The sequence below is a fragment of the Aeromonas sobria genome, from assembly GCF_006243315.1.
In the GTDB taxonomy this organism is placed as follows: Bacteria; Pseudomonadota; Gammaproteobacteria; order Enterobacterales; family Aeromonadaceae; genus Aeromonas; species Aeromonas sobria_A.
Map to the genome: position 1 here is coordinate 1 of NZ_NKWE01000022.1, position 19,937 is coordinate 19,937.

15 protein-coding genes are annotated in these 19,937 nt (G+C 56.4%); all 15 read left to right on the forward strand.

What is annotated here, in order from left to right; all coding sequences use genetic code 11:
• Positions 1-126 precede the first annotated feature (126 nt).
• The 15 genes from trbI to traI are packed head-to-tail and all read left to right on the forward strand — an operon-like array spanning position 127 to position 19,919.
• Positions 127-564, forward strand: a complete 438-nt coding sequence (gene trbI / locus CF137_RS06920; RefSeq protein WP_240038522.1) for a type-F conjugative transfer system protein TrbI — start codon at positions 127-129, stop codon at positions 562-564.
• On the forward strand, positions 561-1,190 hold the full coding sequence (traW, locus tag CF137_RS06925) for a type-F conjugative transfer system protein TraW (RefSeq protein ID WP_139718493.1): 630 nt from the start codon (positions 561-563) through the stop codon (positions 1,188-1,190). The genes trbI and traW overlap by 4 nt, the downstream gene beginning before the upstream one ends.
• Positions 1,187-2,173 carry a conjugal transfer pilus assembly protein TraU gene (traU, locus tag CF137_RS06930; protein WP_139718494.1) on the forward strand — a complete coding sequence of 329 codons (987 nt, stop codon included), beginning with the start codon at positions 1,187-1,189 and terminating at the stop codon, positions 2,171-2,173. Before traW ends, traU begins: the two co-directional genes overlap by 4 nt.
• 9 nt (positions 2,174-2,182) lie before the next feature.
• Entirely contained in the window at positions 2,183-2,797 is a 615-nt protein-coding gene (gene trbC / locus CF137_RS06935; RefSeq protein WP_139718495.1) for a type-F conjugative transfer system pilin assembly protein TrbC, read from the forward strand.
• Positions 2,798-2,815: 18 nt separating this feature from the next.
• Positions 2,816-3,451, forward strand: coding sequence for a hypothetical protein (locus CF137_RS06940; RefSeq protein ID WP_139718496.1), 636 nt, complete (start codon positions 2,816-2,818; stop codon positions 3,449-3,451).
• Positions 3,448-5,301 (forward strand): type-F conjugative transfer system mating-pair stabilization protein TraN, encoded by a 1,854-nt coding sequence (gene traN, locus CF137_RS06945; protein ID WP_139718497.1) that lies wholly within the window; start codon positions 3,448-3,450, stop codon positions 5,299-5,301. Before CF137_RS06940 ends, traN begins: the two co-directional genes overlap by 4 nt.
• Complete coding sequence (traF, locus tag CF137_RS06950; RefSeq protein WP_240038523.1) at positions 5,298-6,149, forward strand: type-F conjugative transfer system pilin assembly protein TraF; 852 nt, start codon at positions 5,298-5,300, stop codon at positions 6,147-6,149. Before traN ends, traF begins: the two co-directional genes overlap by 4 nt.
• Entirely contained in the window at positions 6,149-6,487 is a 339-nt protein-coding gene (locus CF137_RS06955) for a hypothetical protein (RefSeq protein ID WP_101318677.1), read from the forward strand. The genes traF and CF137_RS06955 overlap by 1 nt, the downstream gene beginning before the upstream one ends.
• Positions 6,484-7,020: a type-F conjugative transfer system pilin assembly thiol-disulfide isomerase TrbB gene (trbB, locus tag CF137_RS06960; protein WP_042468498.1), complete on the forward strand. Its 537-nt coding sequence runs from the start codon at positions 6,484-6,486 to the stop codon at positions 7,018-7,020. Before CF137_RS06955 ends, trbB begins: the two co-directional genes overlap by 4 nt.
• Positions 7,007-8,371: a conjugal transfer pilus assembly protein TraH gene (traH, locus tag CF137_RS06965; RefSeq protein ID WP_042468500.1), complete on the forward strand. Its 1,365-nt coding sequence runs from the start codon at positions 7,007-7,009 to the stop codon at positions 8,369-8,371. Before trbB ends, traH begins: the two co-directional genes overlap by 14 nt.
• Positions 8,371-11,214, forward strand: coding sequence for a conjugal transfer mating-pair stabilization protein TraG (gene traG, locus CF137_RS06970; RefSeq protein WP_127008490.1), 2,844 nt, complete (start codon positions 8,371-8,373; stop codon positions 11,212-11,214). Before traH ends, traG begins: the two co-directional genes overlap by 1 nt.
• Positions 11,211-11,780, forward strand: a complete 570-nt coding sequence (locus tag CF137_RS06975) for a conjugal transfer entry exclusion protein TraS (RefSeq protein ID WP_127008488.1) — start codon at positions 11,211-11,213, stop codon at positions 11,778-11,780. The genes traG and CF137_RS06975 overlap by 4 nt, the downstream gene beginning before the upstream one ends.
• Before the next feature lie 21 nt (positions 11,781-11,801).
• Entirely contained in the window at positions 11,802-12,536 is a 735-nt protein-coding gene (gene traT / locus CF137_RS06980; RefSeq protein WP_139718498.1) for a complement resistance protein TraT, read from the forward strand.
• 58 nt (positions 12,537-12,594) lie between these two features.
• A complete protein-coding gene (gene traD / locus CF137_RS06985; protein ID WP_139718499.1) occupies positions 12,595-14,790 on the forward strand; it encodes a type IV conjugative transfer system coupling protein TraD in 2,196 nt (731 codons plus the stop codon).
• Entirely contained in the window at positions 14,790-19,919 is a 5,130-nt protein-coding gene (gene traI, locus CF137_RS06990; RefSeq protein WP_139718500.1) for a conjugative transfer relaxase/helicase TraI, read from the forward strand. The genes traD and traI overlap by 1 nt, the downstream gene beginning before the upstream one ends.
• Positions 19,920-19,937: the final 18 nt, after the last annotated feature.

Here is a 19,937-nt window from a genome sequence, read left to right on the forward strand (position 1 = left end):
GTTCAGCTCCAACGGCAAGGACTTCGAGTTTCTGCAACAGCGCCGAGCCGAAGGCGTCGACATTCACGACGCGGTCTATGAGCTGGCACTGCTGCGCTTTGCCGACGAAATGGAGGCCCTTGCATCATGGCACCATTAATCCCCCCGCCGCCCACGGACAACTCCCCCGCAACCAGAGCCCCCCGGCGCACTGCCCTGGGATGGATGCTGGCACTGGCGGTGCTGACCGCCCTCAACCTGGCCACAACCGGCTGGCTGGCCCTGCACCGTACGCCAACCCCGGTGGCCTTTGATATGAAGGGCACCATCGATCAGTTCATGGAGCAATCGGCCAGCCAGTCCCTGACCGAAGTGCAAAGCAAGCAACTGGTTGCCCGCTTTACCCAGGCGCTAGATGCCAGCCTCTCCGCCTGGCAGCAGGAGCACCGCGCGCTCATCCTGGTTTCCCCCTCGGTGGTACGGGGGGCCGATGACATTACCCGCACAATCCAGCACGACATCGCCACCCGGATGCGAGCGCAGCTTGCCCAGCCAGCCACCACCTGGCATGAGGGGGCGCAATGAGGGTCGCCTGCCTGTACATCGCTCTGGCCCTCGGTGGTCAGGCCCATGCTGCCAATCTGGGCACCTGGGGCGATCTCTACCCCATCACCGAGCCGGATATGCTGACCACTATCCATGACCGCCTGCAGGCCATGCAGGAGAGTGGCGAACTTGCCGAGCAACAGGAGGCATTCAAGGAGCGGGTGATCAAAAACAGCCTGCGACCAGCTCCTGTCAGGGGGTTAAAGCTTGCTACCCAGAACAGTACCCATTTCATTGATCCCACCTTCGTGGTTGGACAGGATCTCGCAGATCACGAGGGTCGCGTTTTTGCACGCAAGGGCGACAAGGTTAACCCGCTTGATTCCGTGCCATTCATCCAAACACTCTTTTTCATTGATGCCGATGACGACCGACAAGTCGCCTGGATGCGCAACCAACGTCCTGCAACACCTATCTACAAAGTCATTCTCGTTAATGGGGATATTCGCAAGGCCACCAACACGCTCGACACCCGCATCTACTTCGACCAGGAGGGCGTATTGAGCCGCAAGTTTGCCCTGACGGCAGTGCCCGCCAAAGTGAGCGCGGCCCCTGGCGGACTGCGTCTGCAGGTCGACACCTTCACCCTGGAGCCACGGCCATGAAACACCCCCTGCTTGCCATCATGCTGTGCGCCGCCTTGCTCTCGCCCTCTGCGGGTGCAGCCGATGCCGAGTGCCAGGGCAACTTTGTGAACCCTATTACCGACGTCTGTTGGGAATGCCTGTTCCCCATCTCGATTGGTAGCGTCGCCCTCATGTCTGGCCCCGCGCCGGATACCAGCAATCCGTCCATGCCTATCCAGATCTGCCCAATGGGGATCTTGTATCGCGTAGGCCTCGCTATCGGGTATTGGGAGCCGATGGCGCTCACCGATGTGACCCGTGCCCCCTATTGCCTGGTCAATATGGGCGGGATCAGTCTGGGGATTGGCAAAGTAGGCACCGGGACAGCTGGACAGAGTGACAAGGATGTCGCGGGCGCGTTTTATCACGTTCACTGGTACAAATACCCGCTGACCTACTGGCTCAACATCATCACCTCCATGGGCTGCCTGCAGGGCGGCGACATGGATATCGGTTACCTCTCCGAGCTTGATCCCACCTGGAATGACTCATCTATCGCGCTCATTTTGAGCCCCGAGGCCATGCTGTTTAACAACGTGATTGCCCAGGGGGCCTGCGCTGCCGATGCCATGGCCAGTGCCTTTGGCAAGCCCATCGACGCGCTCTTTTGGTGTGCCGGCGCGCACGGCTCCATGTATCCCTTCACCGGCTACGTCAGCAACGAATTCAGCCCTATGCAGTCCTCCATCCTGCTCTCCGAGCGGATGGCAGCCAAGCTCCACCGCCAGGGCATGATCATGAACTCTGTCGGCAAGGATCGCGCCGTCTGTTTTGAATATCCCTCGGCCATCGTGCCCAAAGAGCGCTGGCGTTATCAGATGGTCAACGTCCACCCGGACGTGACGGCCTGCCACCCCTTTGGCAAAACCACCACCCTGTGGGGCACCGGCCACAACATGCCCAATGACCGAAAGAACTTCGGCTATCTGATGTGGCGCAAACGCAACTGCGTATTTTTGTAAGGATGACCGATGACACGTCCCTTGATCTTCACCCTGCTCGGCATGCTGATCTGTCCGGCATACGCAGCAGACCCGGCACAAACTGACCTGGCCCATGCACAGCAATTTATTGACGGGCTCATTGCCAATCCACCGGGTAACGCGCACCTGCAAGCGGCCAGCGAACTGGGCCAGCAGAGCAGTGGACAGATGAACAATACCGATAGCCAGTGGGCGCAATCCCTGGCCCGCCAACAACAGGCTGCCGCGGGGGCCAAACCGGTACCCCAAGCGCTCTACTTTGTCTCGTTTTCCATCCCACAAACCGGGCTTAAGCGCCTCATTCTGGACGCCGACCGGTTCGGGATCCCCGCCACGTTGCGCGGCATGGTCAATAACGACATGCGCCAGACAGCTAACGCGGTCTTGCAGCTGGTCAATGAAGACCAGCGCGGCGGGGTGCAAATCGATCCCCAGGCGTTTCGTCGCTACGGCATCAATGCCGTCCCCGCCCTGGTGGTGACCTGTGGTGAGACCTATGACCGCATTGCGGGCAACCTTGCCCTGCAACAGGCCCTGACCAAAGTGGCAGAGTCCGGCGAGTGCGCCGACACCGCCAAGGCCATCCTGGCCGCCCATCCCTAACTGCAAGGAGCAACACCCATGACAACGCAACCCGCCCACCTCTGTTTTAACCAGGCTATCCGCGAGGAGTACCGCAAGACTGAAAACGCGTTCGACCAGATGACAAACGTCGTCCTCGGCGTTTTTCGTTTCACCACCACCTTTGTGGTGCATGCACTCGCGGCCCTGGCGGCCTGGATCTTGTGTCTGCTGAGCGTGGCCCCCGATACGCTCACCCCCCTGTCTCCCCTGATTGAAGCGCGCGTTGAGCACAGCGCCCCTTTTGATGAGCAAACCCTCCCCACTGGGCGGGCTATGCCGCTTGATATCATCGAGAGGGCCGAGGAGCCCACAGCTGTATCTGACATCGACGCAGTGTCCGAGCCTATCAAGGTGCTGCGTCCTTATCCCGAGTCGTCATACGTGGCGGATCCGCAAGAAGAAGCACATGCCCTGCTGAAAAACTTGCTACTGAGCGCGGTACTTGTTGCCTTCTTGGTGGGTGTGACGTGCAACACCGGTCGTTTCACCTGGGTATATCGCGACCGCGCTTGGGCCAGAGTCCATACCGCGCAGCAGCAACGTGAACTCCTGGATCTCTGCCGACTGGCGGCCACCAAGGCGTTGGCACAGCATCGCGAAAGCACATTGATCAAGGGGCAGGAGGTAGCATGACTCAATGTCGTCTGCTCTTGACGCTGTGGCTGGCCGCCCTGTCGCTGGCCGCCTCGGTCGGGGCCAATGAGCAATACAACCAAGGCAGCGAGTTTGCCAACAGCATCAAGGGCCAGGAGCAGACGGCTATCAGCGGCTTTGACCCAGCCGGTTCGCTACCCAGCTACACCAACGCACCGTCTGAGTCAGGTTATTACGGGGGCGTCACCAACACCTCGACCGATCTGACTTCACAAGGTAATGCCGCCCTGAACCAATCAGACGCAGGTAAAGCCATTACCGAGTCCATTCTGAATACGCCATCCGACAACAAACCCAGCATGGATGCACCTTTCATATCGGTGGGAACCGATGCCCAGGACAAAGCCGAAAGCGTGACAGACGGCAGTTTTGATGGCTGCGTTGAACAAGAGGTGACAAGTACTGAATACACCAACCATGTTTGCTCGCGGGATACGCGGGTAGACCAATATTGCGCACGCACCGCAACCATAGAAGGTGACTGGGTAGGCTCTACCTATGACTATCCCGTCACCATCCCACACAGTGCAATCAGATACGCAATATCAGGCTCAGACGTAACATTCAGTTTCACTGCACCAGTGTCAGGAACAATGCGTTACGCAAAACTTCACTTCAACAGAAATAGGAATTGGACACATTACCCAACCTCAATTTCATTTCTTAATTCGTTTTATCCAGAATTTAAGTCAACAGGAGCGTACCCGTTACCCGGTGCGACGGGAATGAATGTGGTTGCCGGTGCTACGTATACAGGAACAATGAGATCAAACCATTCAACCGGTAGTGCGGCCTCATACTTATATCGATATTTTACCGAGGGTGATTACTATACCTATACAGTTGAGGCCGCAATCACCGTAAACGACCAAACATTTAGTCCTAAAATAGTCTGGAGAGAAAGTTGCCCATTTGATAAAGCCGAGGGCGCATTAACCGGCTCCCAATGTACCGAGCCAGGCGGTAACAGGACTATTTATGTAGAAGGTAAGCCTTACACGATGTACAGCGATTGCTGGGCTTATAAAGACTCTTATTTGACTCAATCTCAAAGCGAAGGCTCATGCAGTCAATATATCAATGACCCTGCTTGTACCGTTGCCAATCGACAGTGCGCTTATGAGCTCGATGGCTTCTGTCTGCATGAAAACCTGACCTATTCCTGCGAGCACAAAACTACCGGATCCGGTGTTATGTGCGGCGGGACGTTCTTCTGTAAGGACGGCAGCTGCGCACAGGCGGAGGCAGGCAAAAACAACGCCTTTCAAAAGGCCGTCTCTGAATTGGCAGCCGTTGCTGCAGCGGGCAAGGACGTTGCAGAACTCAATGGCGCAGACGTTCGTGCATTCACAGGAAAGGCCCAATTTTGTAAAAAGTTTGCAGCTGGCTTCAGTAACTGCTGTAAGGATTCAGGCTGGGGTCAAGATATAGGATTAGCCAGCTGCAGCAGCGAGGAAAAAGCCCTTGGCGATGCGCGCCAGCGCAAGCTCACCATCGATATCGGCGAGTTCTGCAGCAAGAAAGTGCTTGGCGTCTGCGTCGAGAAAAAGCGCAGCTACTGTGTCTTTGATTCCAAACTGGCGCAGATCGTCCAGCAACAAGGGCGACAGTGGCAGCTCGGGGTCGGCTTTGGTGGCGCATCCTCACCTGATTGTCGCGGGATCACCGTCGAGCAACTCCAGGCGATCAACTTCGACAACCTCGACTTCAGTAACTTCTACGAAGACCTGCAAAACGGCTCCACTGTCCCCGAGGACAATGCGCTACTCCAGCGCGTCCAGCAGCAGATCAAAGACCAAGTGAACAACCAGACCGGAGGCGCAAAATGAGCCTCAGGGCCAGCAACATGCAGCAGATATCAGGCTGGGCTCTGAGGTGTGGTATCCGTTCGCCACACCGAGCGAGCCAGCAGGCAAGCGTAGCGCGGCAGTGGGGGTGGATGTTGCCCGCCATGCTCATGTTGGCCATGCCGGTCTCTGCCGCAATCTCAGCCCCCGAGCGCAATGAGCCGCAGGGCTGGCAGTGGTATAACGAGCCCCAGGACAATACCGAACAGCAGGCACCGGCCCCGAAACAAAAATCGGCCAGCGAATTAAAAAAAGCCTATCAGCAAGCAACTCAGGAAGCGCTGGATAATGCCATCTTGAATAGCTCGCCAGATAATTTCGCTCGCTTTATGCGCTGGCAAAATTTCTGGACTGAGCGGGCGGGGCAATTTTCCCAGAGCGCCAAGTCGGCCATGCTCAAATACCCAGAGCTCGATTACAACCTCAAATACAGTCACTACAACGGCACAGTGAAAGAGCAGCTGGCAATGGACAAGCAAAAAGAACAGACCGCCATTGCCAAGCTGGCCTCGCAATATGGCATTTTCTTTTTCTATCGAGGTCAAATGCCACTGGACAATCTCGCGGGCAGCATCATTGCCAATTTTGCCAAAGACAACAACATCAGCATTATTCCGGTTTCTGTGGATGGCGTATTAAATCCGGCGCTGCCAACGTCCCGTTTAGATTCAGGACAACGCCAACGCATGGGCATCAAGTTTTTCCCTGCGATCTTTCTGGTTGATCCCAAACAGCATACCTATCGACCACTCGCCTACGGGTTTATTACCCCGGACGATCTATCGCGCCAGTTTTTAAATGTCGCCACCGGCTTTAAAGGAGAATTTTAATGAACTACCTGGAAGCACTGGAGCAGTTGCAACTGCTGGATATCGAACAACTCACGCTGCTGGAGCAGGCACACTGGCGCTATGTCGCCTTTATGGGGATCTGCTGTCCCGATGACGCGCATCAGCACCAGGCCATCCTCGACCGGCAGACCTATCCCCAGTGGTATACCCACACCGACACAGGCCACCCCCGCGTCACCGATGGAGGGGTCGCGGGATTCATGTCTGCCGTTTCTCACATGCCCCCCGATGTCTGCCTTGCCTGGTATGAGGTCGACTTTTGCCAGACCTTTGGCACTCACTTCCGCGAGCGCCTCGCGCAGGGGGAAAGCCTGTGAACACACTTCGCACGGTTGTACTCACCTCATGGCTGCTGTGCTTGAGCGCCACCGCCTCAACCTGGGATGATATCGCCCGCCTCGATGCTGCCAAAGCGGCCAGACAGGACTCCTCGGCCCAGACGCGGGCTGCCGACCATCCCCCGTTTCGGTTAAGCGATGGCCGCGCCGTCCGGGTTGAAGACTGGAAGCTGGTGCTGTTCATGCAGTCCACCTGCTCCTACTGCCACCAGTTTGACCCGGTGCTTAAACAGATAAGCGAGCAAACCGGGATCGCCGTGTTCCCCTACTCGCTGGACGGTCGGGGCGACGCCGCCTTTCCTGCTGCGCTACCGGCTGGGCCAGATGTGATGGTCGAGTTTTTTAACAACGGCCTGCCCATCGCTACCCCCACGGTGTTCCTGGTCAACGTCAACACCATGATGACCTTCCCGATGTTTCAGGGCGCGGTCGCCGCTGATGTGTTTATGACGCGCCTCGATGAGGTGTTTCAGGTAGCCCTGAGCGTAGGAGGCCGCCATGCGACCCGTTAAACAATTCGGTTATGCCGCCCTGATGCTGCTGAGCACCGCCGTCAATGCGGATGTGAACAGCGACCTGAACGATTTTTTCGGCAAGCTGGGCTTTGAAACCAACACCACCATGCCCCATGCCTGGCAAGGCCAAGCCGCAGGCTATGCCAGCGGCGGCTCTATTTATATGCGTACTGCCGTCAAGCAGGTGCAGCTGTTCTCGATGCAGGTGCCCAGCCTCAATGCCGGGTGCGGCGGCATCGATGCCTACCTGGGCTCGTTTTCCCATATCACCGGCGACCAGCTCCAACGTTTCGTCAAACAGATCATGGGCAATGCTGCCGGGTACTTTTTCGATCTGGCCCTGCAGACCACGGTGCCGGAAATGAAGCAGGCCAAAGACTTTCTGCAAAAGCTCGCCTCGGATGTGAACTCCATGAACATGAGCAGTTGCCAGGCGGCACAAGGCATCGTTGGCGGGCTATGGCCAAAAACTGCAGTCAGCCAGCAGAAGATCTGCCAGGACATCTCTGGGGAACAAAACCTGTTCAGCGACTGGGCCGCCTCCCGCCAGGGCTGCACCCTCGGTGGCCAATATGGCAGCGTGACCGACAAGGCAGACGCCAAAAACAAGGATCAGGTGCTGAAAAACAAAAACCTGATGTGGGAGTCCCTGGGGAAAAATGGCCTGTTCAGCAGTAACCGCGAGCTCAAAGAGTTTGCCATGAGTTTGACCGGCACCTTGATCTTCGATGACAAAGGCGAGATCAAACCGCTTGTCGCGCTCACCACCAATGAGGACATCATCAAGGCGATGATGAATGGTGGCAGCGCCAAGATCTACGCCTGCGATACCACTTCGCTGTGCCTTAACCCGTCCATTCGACCGGTCTCTATCAGTGAGGCCAACGCCCTGAGCGGCCAGGTGAAAGCCATGTTGACCAGCATCCAGAACAAGGCGATCTCCGACTCGCCCCTGACCGAAAAGGAGAAGGGCTTTATCAGCTCGACCTCCGTGCCAGTGCTGAAATACCTCATCGATCCGCAATCACTCGGGGTGGCCAACAGCCTGCTCTACCAGCTCTCCGATTACATCAGTTACGACATTCTCATGCAGTACCTGCAGGAGTTGATCCAGCAAGCCAGGATCATGCTGGGCAGCAGCAACTACCCTGAGCCTGCCATCGAACAACTCCATCAAAGTCTTAATCAGTCCAGCCAGAACATCGCCGTGCTGCAATCGCGTGTCCAGATCAATCAAAGTGCGCTGATGGTCGTGGACAGACAGATGAGCTACATGCGCCAGCAGCTCTCCAGCCGCTTGCTGGAACGCTATCAATCCAACTACCGATTCGGGGGCGCAGGATCATAATGGACACTATCTACACCATCAGCGGCGGGGCATGGTTTCGAGACTCGCTCAATGCCGTGGCGGCGTTTACCCAGTCCAGCGGAGACTGGGTTTACCTCATCAAGATGGCCACCATCTTGTCGGTGATCATCGCCGCCATCACCTATGTGCGCACCCACGATCTGATGACCACGCTCAAGTGGGTCGCCGCCTTCGTGCTGGTCACCGGCGTATTGCTCGGGAGCAAACGGTCTGTGCAGGTCATTGACATATCCGACGCCACCGCCGTCTATCAGGTCGATAACGTGCCGGTGGGGCTGGTGTTGCCCGCCAGCCTGATAAGTTCGGTGGGTCACGCCATCACCGTCGCTTACGAGACGGTCTTTCACCAACCTGACGCCATGACCTACAGCAAAACCGGCATGCTGTTTGGGGCCAATCTGGTCGGCAGCAGCACCGATTTTATGTCGACCAATCCGGCCATTGCCGGTCTGTTCTCCGATTATGTGCAAAATTGCGTGGTCGGCGACATCATGCTCAATCACAAGTACAGCCTGGACGATCTGATGCGAAGTCCAGACCCATACAGCCTCATTTTCTCACGCCCGAGCCCCCTGCGCGGGGTCTATGACCAAAACGGCAATTTCCAGACCTGCCAGTGGGCAGCGGGTCAGTTACAAAATGCAATGAACCTCGACAGCGCCCCCGGTGGAGAGACTTGGTCTTACTATGTGCACAAGCTCTTTGGCGGCAAACCCAATGCCACCACCCTCTTTGGCACCATGATGGGCGACAGTTACAGCTTCTTTTATGGTGGCGGTCAAAGCGCCAGCGAGATCATGAAAAAGAACGTGACGATGAGTGCGCTGCGCAAGGGTATTACCAGTTACGGTGCGCGTAACGGCGATACCGCCAGCCTGGTCAACCTCTCTACCGAGTCCAGTTTTGCCAAGCTGCGCATGTCGCAAGCCACCGGGGCCAACATGGCGACCCACACCTTGCCCATCATGCAAACCGTGCTGTTTGGCATGATGATTGGGTTGTTCCCCATCGTCATGTTGCTGGCCATCATGAGTGTGCTCACCCTGGAAGTGCTCAAGGGGTATGTCTTCACCCTCGCGTACCTGCAGACCTGGCCAATATTGTTCGCCATTTTGAACAACGCCATGAACTTCTACCTGAAATCATCCTCGGGCGGCATCAACGTCACGCTCTCCAATCTTTCCCAGGTGCAACAGCAATATTCCGATATTGGCACCACCGCAGGCTGGCTGGCATTGTCCATTCCGTTCCTGGCCTACGGCATTGTGAAGGGCATGGGCAGTGCAGTCTCGCAAGCAGGTAGCTATCTGGGCAATGCCATGCAAAGCGCATCGACACAATCGGCGTCGCAAGCGGTCGATGGTAACTGGTCGTTTAACAACATGCAGACCGACAACGTGACTGGCGGCAAGTGGGACACCAACTCCTCCTTTGCCAATGGCCAGATGACCGCCCAGACCAATAACGGCTCACTGGTGACGCAAACAGCGGGCGGTGGCAGTGTCTATAACTCATCCCCGGCCATGTCGAAACTGCCGGTTGATATCAACTTTGGCAAGGCGATGAGCAGTACGGCGCAGCGCCTCGCCAGAGAGAGTGAAACCCAGGCCGAAAGTTCACTCGCCGGGTACAACCATGCGGTCAACAGTGCCTTTAACCAGGCCAAGCAGTTCTCGACGCAGTCAGGCAACAGCAGCAGCATGACCACCGGCGCCGACAGCAGTCAGTCCACCTCACAAACAAAAGGGGCCAGCATGATGGTCTCGGCGGCCCAATCCTATGCCGCCCGCAACAACATCAGTGAAAACCAGGCATTTAACGAGTTGATGGATAAGTCGAGCCGAGGTGAAGCTCATGTTGGGGCTAAGGCTTATGGTCGCATTGATTCGGATAAAGCCGTCCTCGGCAAACTTGCCAGCTTGACCTTCGGGGGCTCAGTTGGCGGTGAAATTCATGGCGGTGGCAGTCAGACTTGGGCCAAGGGCTCAACGGACAGTACTACCCAGGGCGGACAACAAACCCGGGATCACTCTGCCGACCAGTCCAGCCAAGAGCTCAAAGACTTCCGCCAGGGCAAGGACATGGTGCAAAGCTACCGCGTGTCGCACTCAGGCAGCCATACCGACAACACCGCCAATACTCAGCTTGACCAGCTGGGCGCGACCCTGAGCGTGGCCGACAGTCAGTACAGCCAATACACCTCGAGCCTGAATCGCAGCCACGAATACAGCCAGATGGCGTCAAGTAGCGACACCACCAGTGCCAACATGCAGAGCAACTACGCCCAGGAGTTTGTCGGCTACGTGCAGCAACACGCCCCGGCCAAGGCGGACGAACTGCTCACCAATACCGCCAGCTCGGAAGTCCGCACTGAGCGCGAGCAGCTGGCAGGCCAGTTTATGGAAGACACGCTGCGCTCGCGGGTAGAAGGAGACTATCAACAACACCGCTCATCGCTCACTGACGGCATGGAAACCGTTCAGCCACAAGGACCGTCAGGCAACAATACGATGGCCAGTCACACGGATAAATTTAATAAACTGGCCAATATGGCCGGAATAGCCGATGACACACAGCAACGGGTTGATAGTCAAATAGGTGATAACGGTCAGGTTATTGCACGAAATAATGATTCGATTAGCCATACCCAAGATGATATATTAAGGGATCGCCAACATATTCAAACCGAACAACAACAAGCTACCGATAATTTTGAAAGTAAGCATGCTGCAGCTGTTGTAAACCAAGATAAAGAAGATCCCAGAGCAGCCGAAGCAGTTAAACAAGCCAACGAGCTGTTTGATAAGGAGAAAGACAAATGATGATAACTAAAAAAGCCATCAATGATGACATTGCCTTTATCGTCGCCACCTTAAAAAATAAGGAGGTAGCTATCCCATCATTCCTCTCATGTGCGGCTCCAGGCATTGCTGTTCTGGTCGGCATGCCGTTATGGCAGTTCTGTATAGCTTATGACATGTCAACATTTAAACTAACAAATCGAATGGGTTCATTGCTATCGATTGGCTTTTCATTATTCTTGGGTTTTTTGCTTTTTATTGTCATTACAAGCATGCGAAGTAAATACCTATCCTTGCCCGCTGAGATACGAAATCGCAGCCTCATCGTTAGACTGATCAAACACAAGGCTTTGTTTTACGCTGGATTATGGGTTTCTCTTAATCTGGCTGCTGGATTGTTAGTTAAACATCTTGAAATTGATGCAATCTTTTCATATGTGGCTCAATTTGCATCAACACTGATCCTTTGGTTCATCGTTTTGCTCGATTTGGGCCGTTATGATCTCGCTGTTTTTAGCTCAGTGATCAAAGCATGGCGAGACGGTGATAACTTAGATCCTGAACAATTGAAAGGGTTAGATATTTAACAACAAAAAGAGAGTACAACAATGATGAAAAAAACAGTTCTGGCCGTGGTGACGGTCTCCATGCTCGGTCTGGCTGGATGCTCAGCCGTACATACCGCAGTAGCCAAACGCAATCTCGATGTGCAAACCAAGATGAGCGAAACCATCTTCCTGGAGCCCGCCGCAGAGCGCACCGTATACCTGCAGATCCGCAACACCAGTACCGAGCAAGATCTGAGCCTTGAGCCCAAGTTGCGCCAGGCCTTGCAGAACAAGGGCATGACCATCTCCACCAACCCGGACACGGCGCAATACTGGATCCAGGCCAACGTCCTCTCGGTGGGTAAAATGAATTTGCGGGATGCCGAAAACACCCTCATATCCGGATATGGTGCCGGGGCCTTTGGCGCGGCTGCTGCTGCGGGGGTGGTCGGCTATAATAGCTCCTCTGGCGGGGCTGCTTTGGGCGCGGGCCTGGTCGGGGCGCTCGTCGGGGTTGCCGCCGATGCCATGGTGGAAGATACCAATTACACCATGGTCACCGACCTGCAAATTGCGGAAAAAGCCCCCAAGGGGGTCACCGTGACCACCGATAACATTGCCATGCTCAAACAGGGAACGTCTGGCGGTAAAGTGCAAACCAGTACCGCCCAGGGTGATCGCCATAAATATCAAACCCGCGTAGTGAGCAATGCCAACCAGATGAATCTGGAATTTAAAGACGCCAAAACGGCACTGGAAGACCAACTTTCAAAATCGGTCGCGGGCATATTCTAAGACCTGTTGACGGTTAATATCAGGGGGAGCTCCTCCCCCCTATCCTTGAGGCAATATCATGAGCTTAAACACCCGCGATGTGACGCAGGGCGGGCAAGTCGCGTTTATGCGTCTGCGCATGTTCCTGCAAATAAACAACATTCTATCCTATTGGCTTATTTTGTCCTTTATTGTCCTGACCGGGTCGATTTTGTTTTATCGCGTCAGCACCCAAAACCTGATCAACGGTCTCATGTACTGGTATGCAACCACCATTGAACCGTTGCATAAATTCATGACCAATCCGCCGACCTACAAGATCCAATATTATGAGCGTGTCCTGCACTACAACACCAAGCAGATATTGAGTGATGCCTACACGGTCTATTGCGGACAGCTATTCAAGAACGAACTCATTATTGCCGCTTTATCCTCGATGGTCATCGTGTTTGTCGCTGGCCTGCTGTTCTATTTGTATATTGGTATATTGGGCAAAAAGCAGAGTGAAGACGAGATAACCGGCGGGCGCACCCTGAGTGACAACCCGAAAAAAATCGCCCGCATGATGCGTCGCCAAAAAGTAGCCTCCGATATCATCGTGGATGATCTCCCCATTATCAAAGACAGCGAAATTCAGAACTTCGCCATGCATGGTACCGTGGGTTCGGGTAAATCGACGCTCATGCGCAAATTTCTCGACCAGTGCCGTCAGCGCGGGGATATGGTCATTATTTATGACAAGGGCTGCACCTTTGTCGAAGAGTATTATCAAGAAGGCCGCGACATCATCCTTAACCCCCTGGATCAACGCTGCGCCAACTGGGATATGTGGGAAGAGTGCCAGACCTTGCCCGATCTCGAATCGGCAGCCACCACCCTTATTCCGATGGGCTCCTCGGAAGACCCCTTCTGGCAGGGCTCGGCCCGCACTATCTTTGCCGAAGGTGCCCACCGCCTGCGCACTGAAAAAGGGCGCAGCTATAACTTGTTCCTGCGCACCCTCCTGGCCATCACCCTCGATAAACTGCGCGAGTTTCTGGCAGGGACGCCCGCAGCCAACCTGGTTGACGGCAAGATAGAAAAAACCGCCATCTCTATTCGAAGCGTGTTGACCAACTACGTCAAGGCGATGCGCTATCTGCAGGGCATTGAGCGCAAAGGTAAACCCTTTACCATTCGCCAGTGGATGCAGGGCGTCCGTGACGGGGGTGAAAATGGCTGGTTGTTCATCACCTCCAACCAAAAACACCACGAATCCCTCAAACCCTTGATCTCGATGTGGCTCAGCATTGCCGCCAACAGCCTGCTATCAATGGGCGAAAACCGCTACCGGCGCGTGTGGTTCTTCTATGACGAGCTGCCCTCCCTGCACAAGCTGCCGAGCCTGCCGTTCATCATCGCCGAGGCCCGCAAGTTCGGCGGCTGTTTTGCGTTGGGCTTCCAGTCCTACTCGCAGCTCGAGGAGATTTACGGCAATAAATTTGCCGAGGCCATGTATGACCTGCTCAACACCAAGTATTTCTTTCGCTCCCCCTCTGCCTCCGTCGCCAAATTTGTCGAGGAGGATATCGGTGAAACCGTGCGCAAGAAGTTCTCCGAGCAGACCAGTTTCGGTGCCGATCAGGTGCGTGACGGTATCTCGTTTGGCAAGGATGAGGAGCGCGTCAATATTGTCAGCTACACCGACATCCAGATGCTCGACAACCTGGACTGTTTCGTGACATTACCTGGCAACTTCCCGGTGGTGCGCATGACACTCAAATTCGTGAAGAAGGAGAAAATTGCCGAGTCGCTGCCAGAGCGGGATATCCAGTCCAGCCTGGATCCCGAAGTGGACGACGAGATCACCCAGCGTCTCAACGAGACTGGCAAGATCTTCGACAACGTCACCCCCGGCGTGCTCCCTGCGGTTGTCGCCCTGGCAGCAGAGGGCAGCACCCCCATGTCTGCACCGCCAACACCACCGAGCCCTGCGCCTGCAACCATCCCCGCTCAAGCGGCTCAAGCGGCTCAAGCGGCTCAAGCGGCTCAAGCCACGGACACCAGCGCCCAGAGTGCCGCGACGCAAGTGCAGCCTGCCGGTCGAGACCAGGAGATCACCATGCGCACCCCTCGCCCTGCGGGGGTCGATGAGAATGGGGTGCTTTACGACGAGGAGCTTTACGCCAATTACCAAAAATCCGAACGGACACAGCAAGAAGCTGCGCGGCGCGAAGAGGTCAACATTAACCATCACCACCAAGAGCCGGGTGGTGACGAGCCGGAGTATTACTGATGCTGTCACTCTCCACCATCAAGGGCAGCGCGGCCTACTACGCTGCCGAGGAAAACTACTACGCCATGGGCGATCTCGAGTCGGTCTGGATGGGGGAAGGGGCCGACCGCCTTGGACTGAGTGGCCCCATTGACGGGGCCACCCTCGATGCCATCGCCCAGGGTAAACTCCCCGATGGCACTGAACTCTCGCGCATCGTGGATGGCAAGCAGACCCACCGCACTGGCTATGACTTGACCTTTTCTGCCCCCAAAAGCGTGTCAGTGATGGCGCTTGTGGCCGGTGACGAACGCTTTCTCGATGCCCACCACCGCGCCGTGGCCGTCGCCATGAAGGAGGTCGAGGCGCTGGCCAGCACCCGCATCATGACCGATGGCGTCACCCGCACCGAGACCACCGGCAATATCGTGGCGGCCCTCTACACCCACGACACCTCCCGCGAACTTGATCCGCAGCTGCACACGCACTCACTGGTGCTCAATGCCACCTATGCAGAAGGCAAATGGCGGGCGCTGAGCAGTGATGCCGCCCACATGAACAGCGGCTTTGGCAAAGACATCTTTAACAACAAACTGGCGCTCGGGCAGATATACCGCCACGCCCTGCGCCAGGACGTCGAGGCGATGGGTTTTGAAACAGAGGTCACCGGCAAGCATGGCCTGTGGGAGCTCAAGGGGGTGCCGACCGAACCATTCAGCCAGCGCAGCCAGCAGATAAACGACGCGGTCGGCCCCGATGCCTCACCCCAGTCCCGCGATGCCGCCGCGCTCGATACCCGCAAGGACAAGGCGGTTGCCGACCCCGATCTACTGATCGCCGATTGGCGTGATCGCCTGGGCAAAGCAGGCTTTGAACTGCCCCTCTATCTCGCCAAGGCCGACGAACGTGCCCAGGGATACACCATCCCCACGCCAGCTGGCACGGATATCACCCAAGCCGTGAGCCAGGCGATATCCATACTTTCGGATAAAAAGGTACAGTTCTCCTACTCCGAATTACTGGCCGCCACGGTGAGCCAGCTCCCTGCCGAACAGGGGTTGATCACCCAGGCCCGCGAGGGTATCGAGCAGGCGATTGGGCGCGAGCGCCTCATCCCGCTCGACAAGGAAAAAGGGATCTTCACCTCCGATATCCACCTGCTCAACGAATTGTCCATCGCCCAGCTGGCCAACGAGTTCAACCAGCGCCCCCCGATAGCCACCTTTGCCGAGCGGGCAACCCCGCGTGATCGCCCCTATGCCGACGCCTACTCCGTGTTGGCCCAGGACAAGGCCCCGCTGGCTATCCTGTCCGGACGGGGTGGCATGGCCCAAACCATCGAGCGCATGGAAGATGCCGTGCTCATGGCCAGCGAACAGGGGCGTGAGGTCACCATCCTGGCCAGCGACAATCGCTCGGCTCGCCTGCTGGCACAAAGCCAGCCTCTGGCAGGCAATATCGCTCCGCGTCACACCCTCAATGCCGCCACGGTCTTTGCCCCTCATAGCACCCTCATTGTCGAGCAGGCTGAATCCCTGACCCTCAAAGAGACGCTGCTCATCCTGGAAAAGGCACGGGCCAGCGATGTCCAGGTGCTGATGCTCGACAGTGAGCGCCAGCGTGGCGTCGGCAATGCGCTCTCCGTCCTCAAGCAAGCCAGCGTGCCGCAGTACCGTTTCTATGATGCGCCCGACATCGAGGCCACCGTCCAGAGCGTGCCTGACAAGCCAGCGCGTTTTGACGCCCTGGCACAGGACTACGCGCATCGTCTGCAGCAAGGCGAGCAGGTGGTTGCCCAGGTCTCCGGGACACGGGATCAGCAGCAGCTAACCAGCCATATCCGCAGCGCCTTGCGGGATAGCGGCCAACTGCACGGACAGGATCACACCCTCAACGTCCTTGCCCCGGTATGGCTCGATAGCAAGACCCGCCATCAGCGTGACACCTATCGCGAGGGGATGGTCATGGAGCGGTGGGACGACAAGGGTAAAACCATGGATCGCTATCGCATTGATCTCGTCGCAGACAAGACCCACTCGCTGGTGCTGGTAAGCGGGCAGGGGGAGAAACACACCATCAAGATCCGCGCCCTGGACAGCAGCTGGTCGCTGTTTGAAAGCAAACGCATCGAGGTCGCGGCGGGCGATACACTCCGGGTGCTCGGGCGAGAGGCCGAGGGTACCCTCAAGGCGCAACAGACCCTGCAGGTACTGGACGCGGCCCCTGGCCACCTGCACCTCAAGACCCCAACCGGTGAGCTGCAACTGCCAACAGACAGGGCACTCAAGCTCGACCACAACTATGTCACCGGCGTGGGCGTTACCGCCAGCCAGGACGCCACCGTACTGGCCGCCATGAGTGCCCGCCAGATGAGTGGCACAGGGCTTAACCAGCTGGCCAGAAGTGGCCAGCATATTCACATCTACACCCCGCTTGATCAGATACGGGCACAGAGCAAGCTAGCCAGTCATCCCCAGTTCCAGCTGGCCAGTGAAAAGCTCAAAGCCCACGGCGACAGCGACCAGCTCGATACTGCGCTCAAGCAGGCCACCGCCAGCCTGCACACAGCGGCTGAGCAAGCCCTGCATTTGGGGCTGGCCCAGGTGGAAGCCAAAGGCATCGTCTTTTCCACCTCAAGCTTGCTGGCCGCCGCCCTGGATTTTGCCCCGGCAACCCCGATTGACTCAATCAGCGCCGTGCTCGATGACAAACTCGCCAAGGGTGACCTGCTGCCGGTGCCCGGCAAGCGCGGCGACGTGGTCTCTCGAGCCAGCTTTGACATGGAAAAGTTCATTATCGCCACCATTGCCCAAGGCAAGGGAACTGCGACCCCCTACCTGCAGCAGGTACCCGACCCCCAACTGGCAGGGCTAACCCCCGGCCAGGCACAATCCACTCGCCTGATCCTGGAGAGCAACGACCAGTTCATCGCCATCCAGGGCTATGCCGGTGTGGGTAAAACCACCCAGTTCAAGGCTGTGCTGAGTGCACTCGACACCCTGCCCCCGGAACAGCGCCCGACCGTGGTCGGGATTGGCCCCACCCACCGGGCCGTCCATGAAATGCAGTCCACCGGGGTCAAGGCACAGACGCTGGCCTCGTTTCTCTCGGAGAGTCGCCTGCAGGCCATGGCAGGGGAGCAGCAGGACCACAGCCGCACCCTGTTCCTGGTGGATGAAAGCTCGATGATTGGCAACCGCGACATGGCTGAGTTTTACCAGCGGGTGGCCGCCAGTGGCGCAAGGGTGGTCAGCAGCGGTGATACCGCGCAGCTCAAAGCCATCTCGTCAGGTGCCCCGTTCCAACTGATGCAAGAGCGCAGCGCGGTCGATGTGGCCGTCATGAAAGAGATTGTCCGCCAGCGCCCGGAGCTCAAACCGGCGATCTACAGCTTGATAGATGGCAACCTCACCCAGTCACTGGCACAGCGCGAAGCGGTGCAACCGGCTGTGGTACCCCGAGACCCGGCAAACAAACCGGATGCCTGGACACCGGATCGCTCGGTGATTGAGGCAAAGAACCCCGCCGAACTGGTGGTCAAAGATTATGTCAGCCGCACCCGTCTGACACGGGATAACACCATGGTGATCGTGCATCTCAATGAGGTGCGCCACGGTATTAACGCCGCAATACACCAAGCACTGTTTGATAAAGGGGAATTAGGTTCACGCCAGACCAGCCTGACCATTCTTGATCCGGTGCGCATTGAAGAAAATAGCCTGCGTAGCAGTGAGCAGGTACAGAAAAATGCGCTCCTTGGTAAAGTGGCCGTGCTTGACCAGCACTATTACACCATCAGTGGTATCGACCCCCAGGCCGGGACAATGACCATCAAGGATAATGAGGGCAAGGTGCGACTCATCTCCAATATCGAAAACACCGCCCATGATCTCGCTATCTATCAACCGAGGGAAATAAAGGTCAGTGAAGGCGATAAGATCCGCTTCACCCGCACCGTCAATGAACACGGCCATGTGGCCAATAGCCAGTGGCAGGTAAAACGCATCGAGGATAATGGCGCGATAGTGCTGCACGATGGCAATAACGAGAAAACCGTTCGCCCCGACCAATTTAAAGAAGACCAGCACATTGATTTGGGATATGCCATTACCGCCTATGGTGCGCAAGGAGCGAGCAGTACCTACGCCATCGAATTACAGGCGATCAAAGGCGTAAATAGAAACTTGATTACCCTGTCGTCTGCGTATGTCCCCGCCTCACGTGCCAAAGAACATATGCAGACCTATACCGATGATAAGGAAGGCTGGATTAACTTGCTCAATAAAAACCTCAAGAGCCAGGTTAGTACCGCCCACGATGCGCTCGAAGGCGACCAGATTAAAGGGCAGAAGGTCGCCGATATGTTATTGGGCACCGCCTCGCCGATGCGCTCCACAGCATTGGGGCGACATGTGCTAAAGACCCATCAACTCGATGAGCAGCAGCATATGGGCAAATACATTGCACCAGGCAAAAAATACCCAACCCCGCACGCTGCCTTTCCGGTGTGGGATAATAATGGCAAACCGGCAGGGGCTGCCATGGTGGAACTACAAAGCCATCACCAAAATAAAGGACCTACCCTGGATGGTGAATATCGACTGGTGGCAAATGAACGCGCCGAGTTTATCGGGATCCAGCGTGCCAGTAATGGCGAAACCCGTATCACCACCAGTTTAGAGGATGGCATTGCCATGGCGACCAAGCATCCACAAAGTGGCATATTAGTTAGCATACATGGCGCTCCCGCCCCCTTTAACGTTAATCGAATGACTGGGGGGAAGTTAGTGATCTCTGATACGGATATTCAGCATCTGAATAAAGATAGCGAACGGGAGTTACCGCTACCACAAGATATGGCGACCAAGGATGCCAAACGTCAGGATGAACTGATAAAAGCCGTGGCTAGGGAGAAAGAACAGCCGGATATCAAACTGCCTGATGATAAACAGCAAGCGGTCAATCGCGACGACAAGCGACTCCACAACGATATCAATCAACTCAATAAAGACGCGGAGTTAAGTGAGCGACAATTGCGTAAGCTGGCAGAAATCAGAGACATGGCCAAAGCCAAATTTACCCATGAACTCCACGACAAACTGGATAAGCTGGAAAGGGAGATAATCAAGGAATTGACCAAAGGGGAGTAAAAAAGAAACCGGCCATGG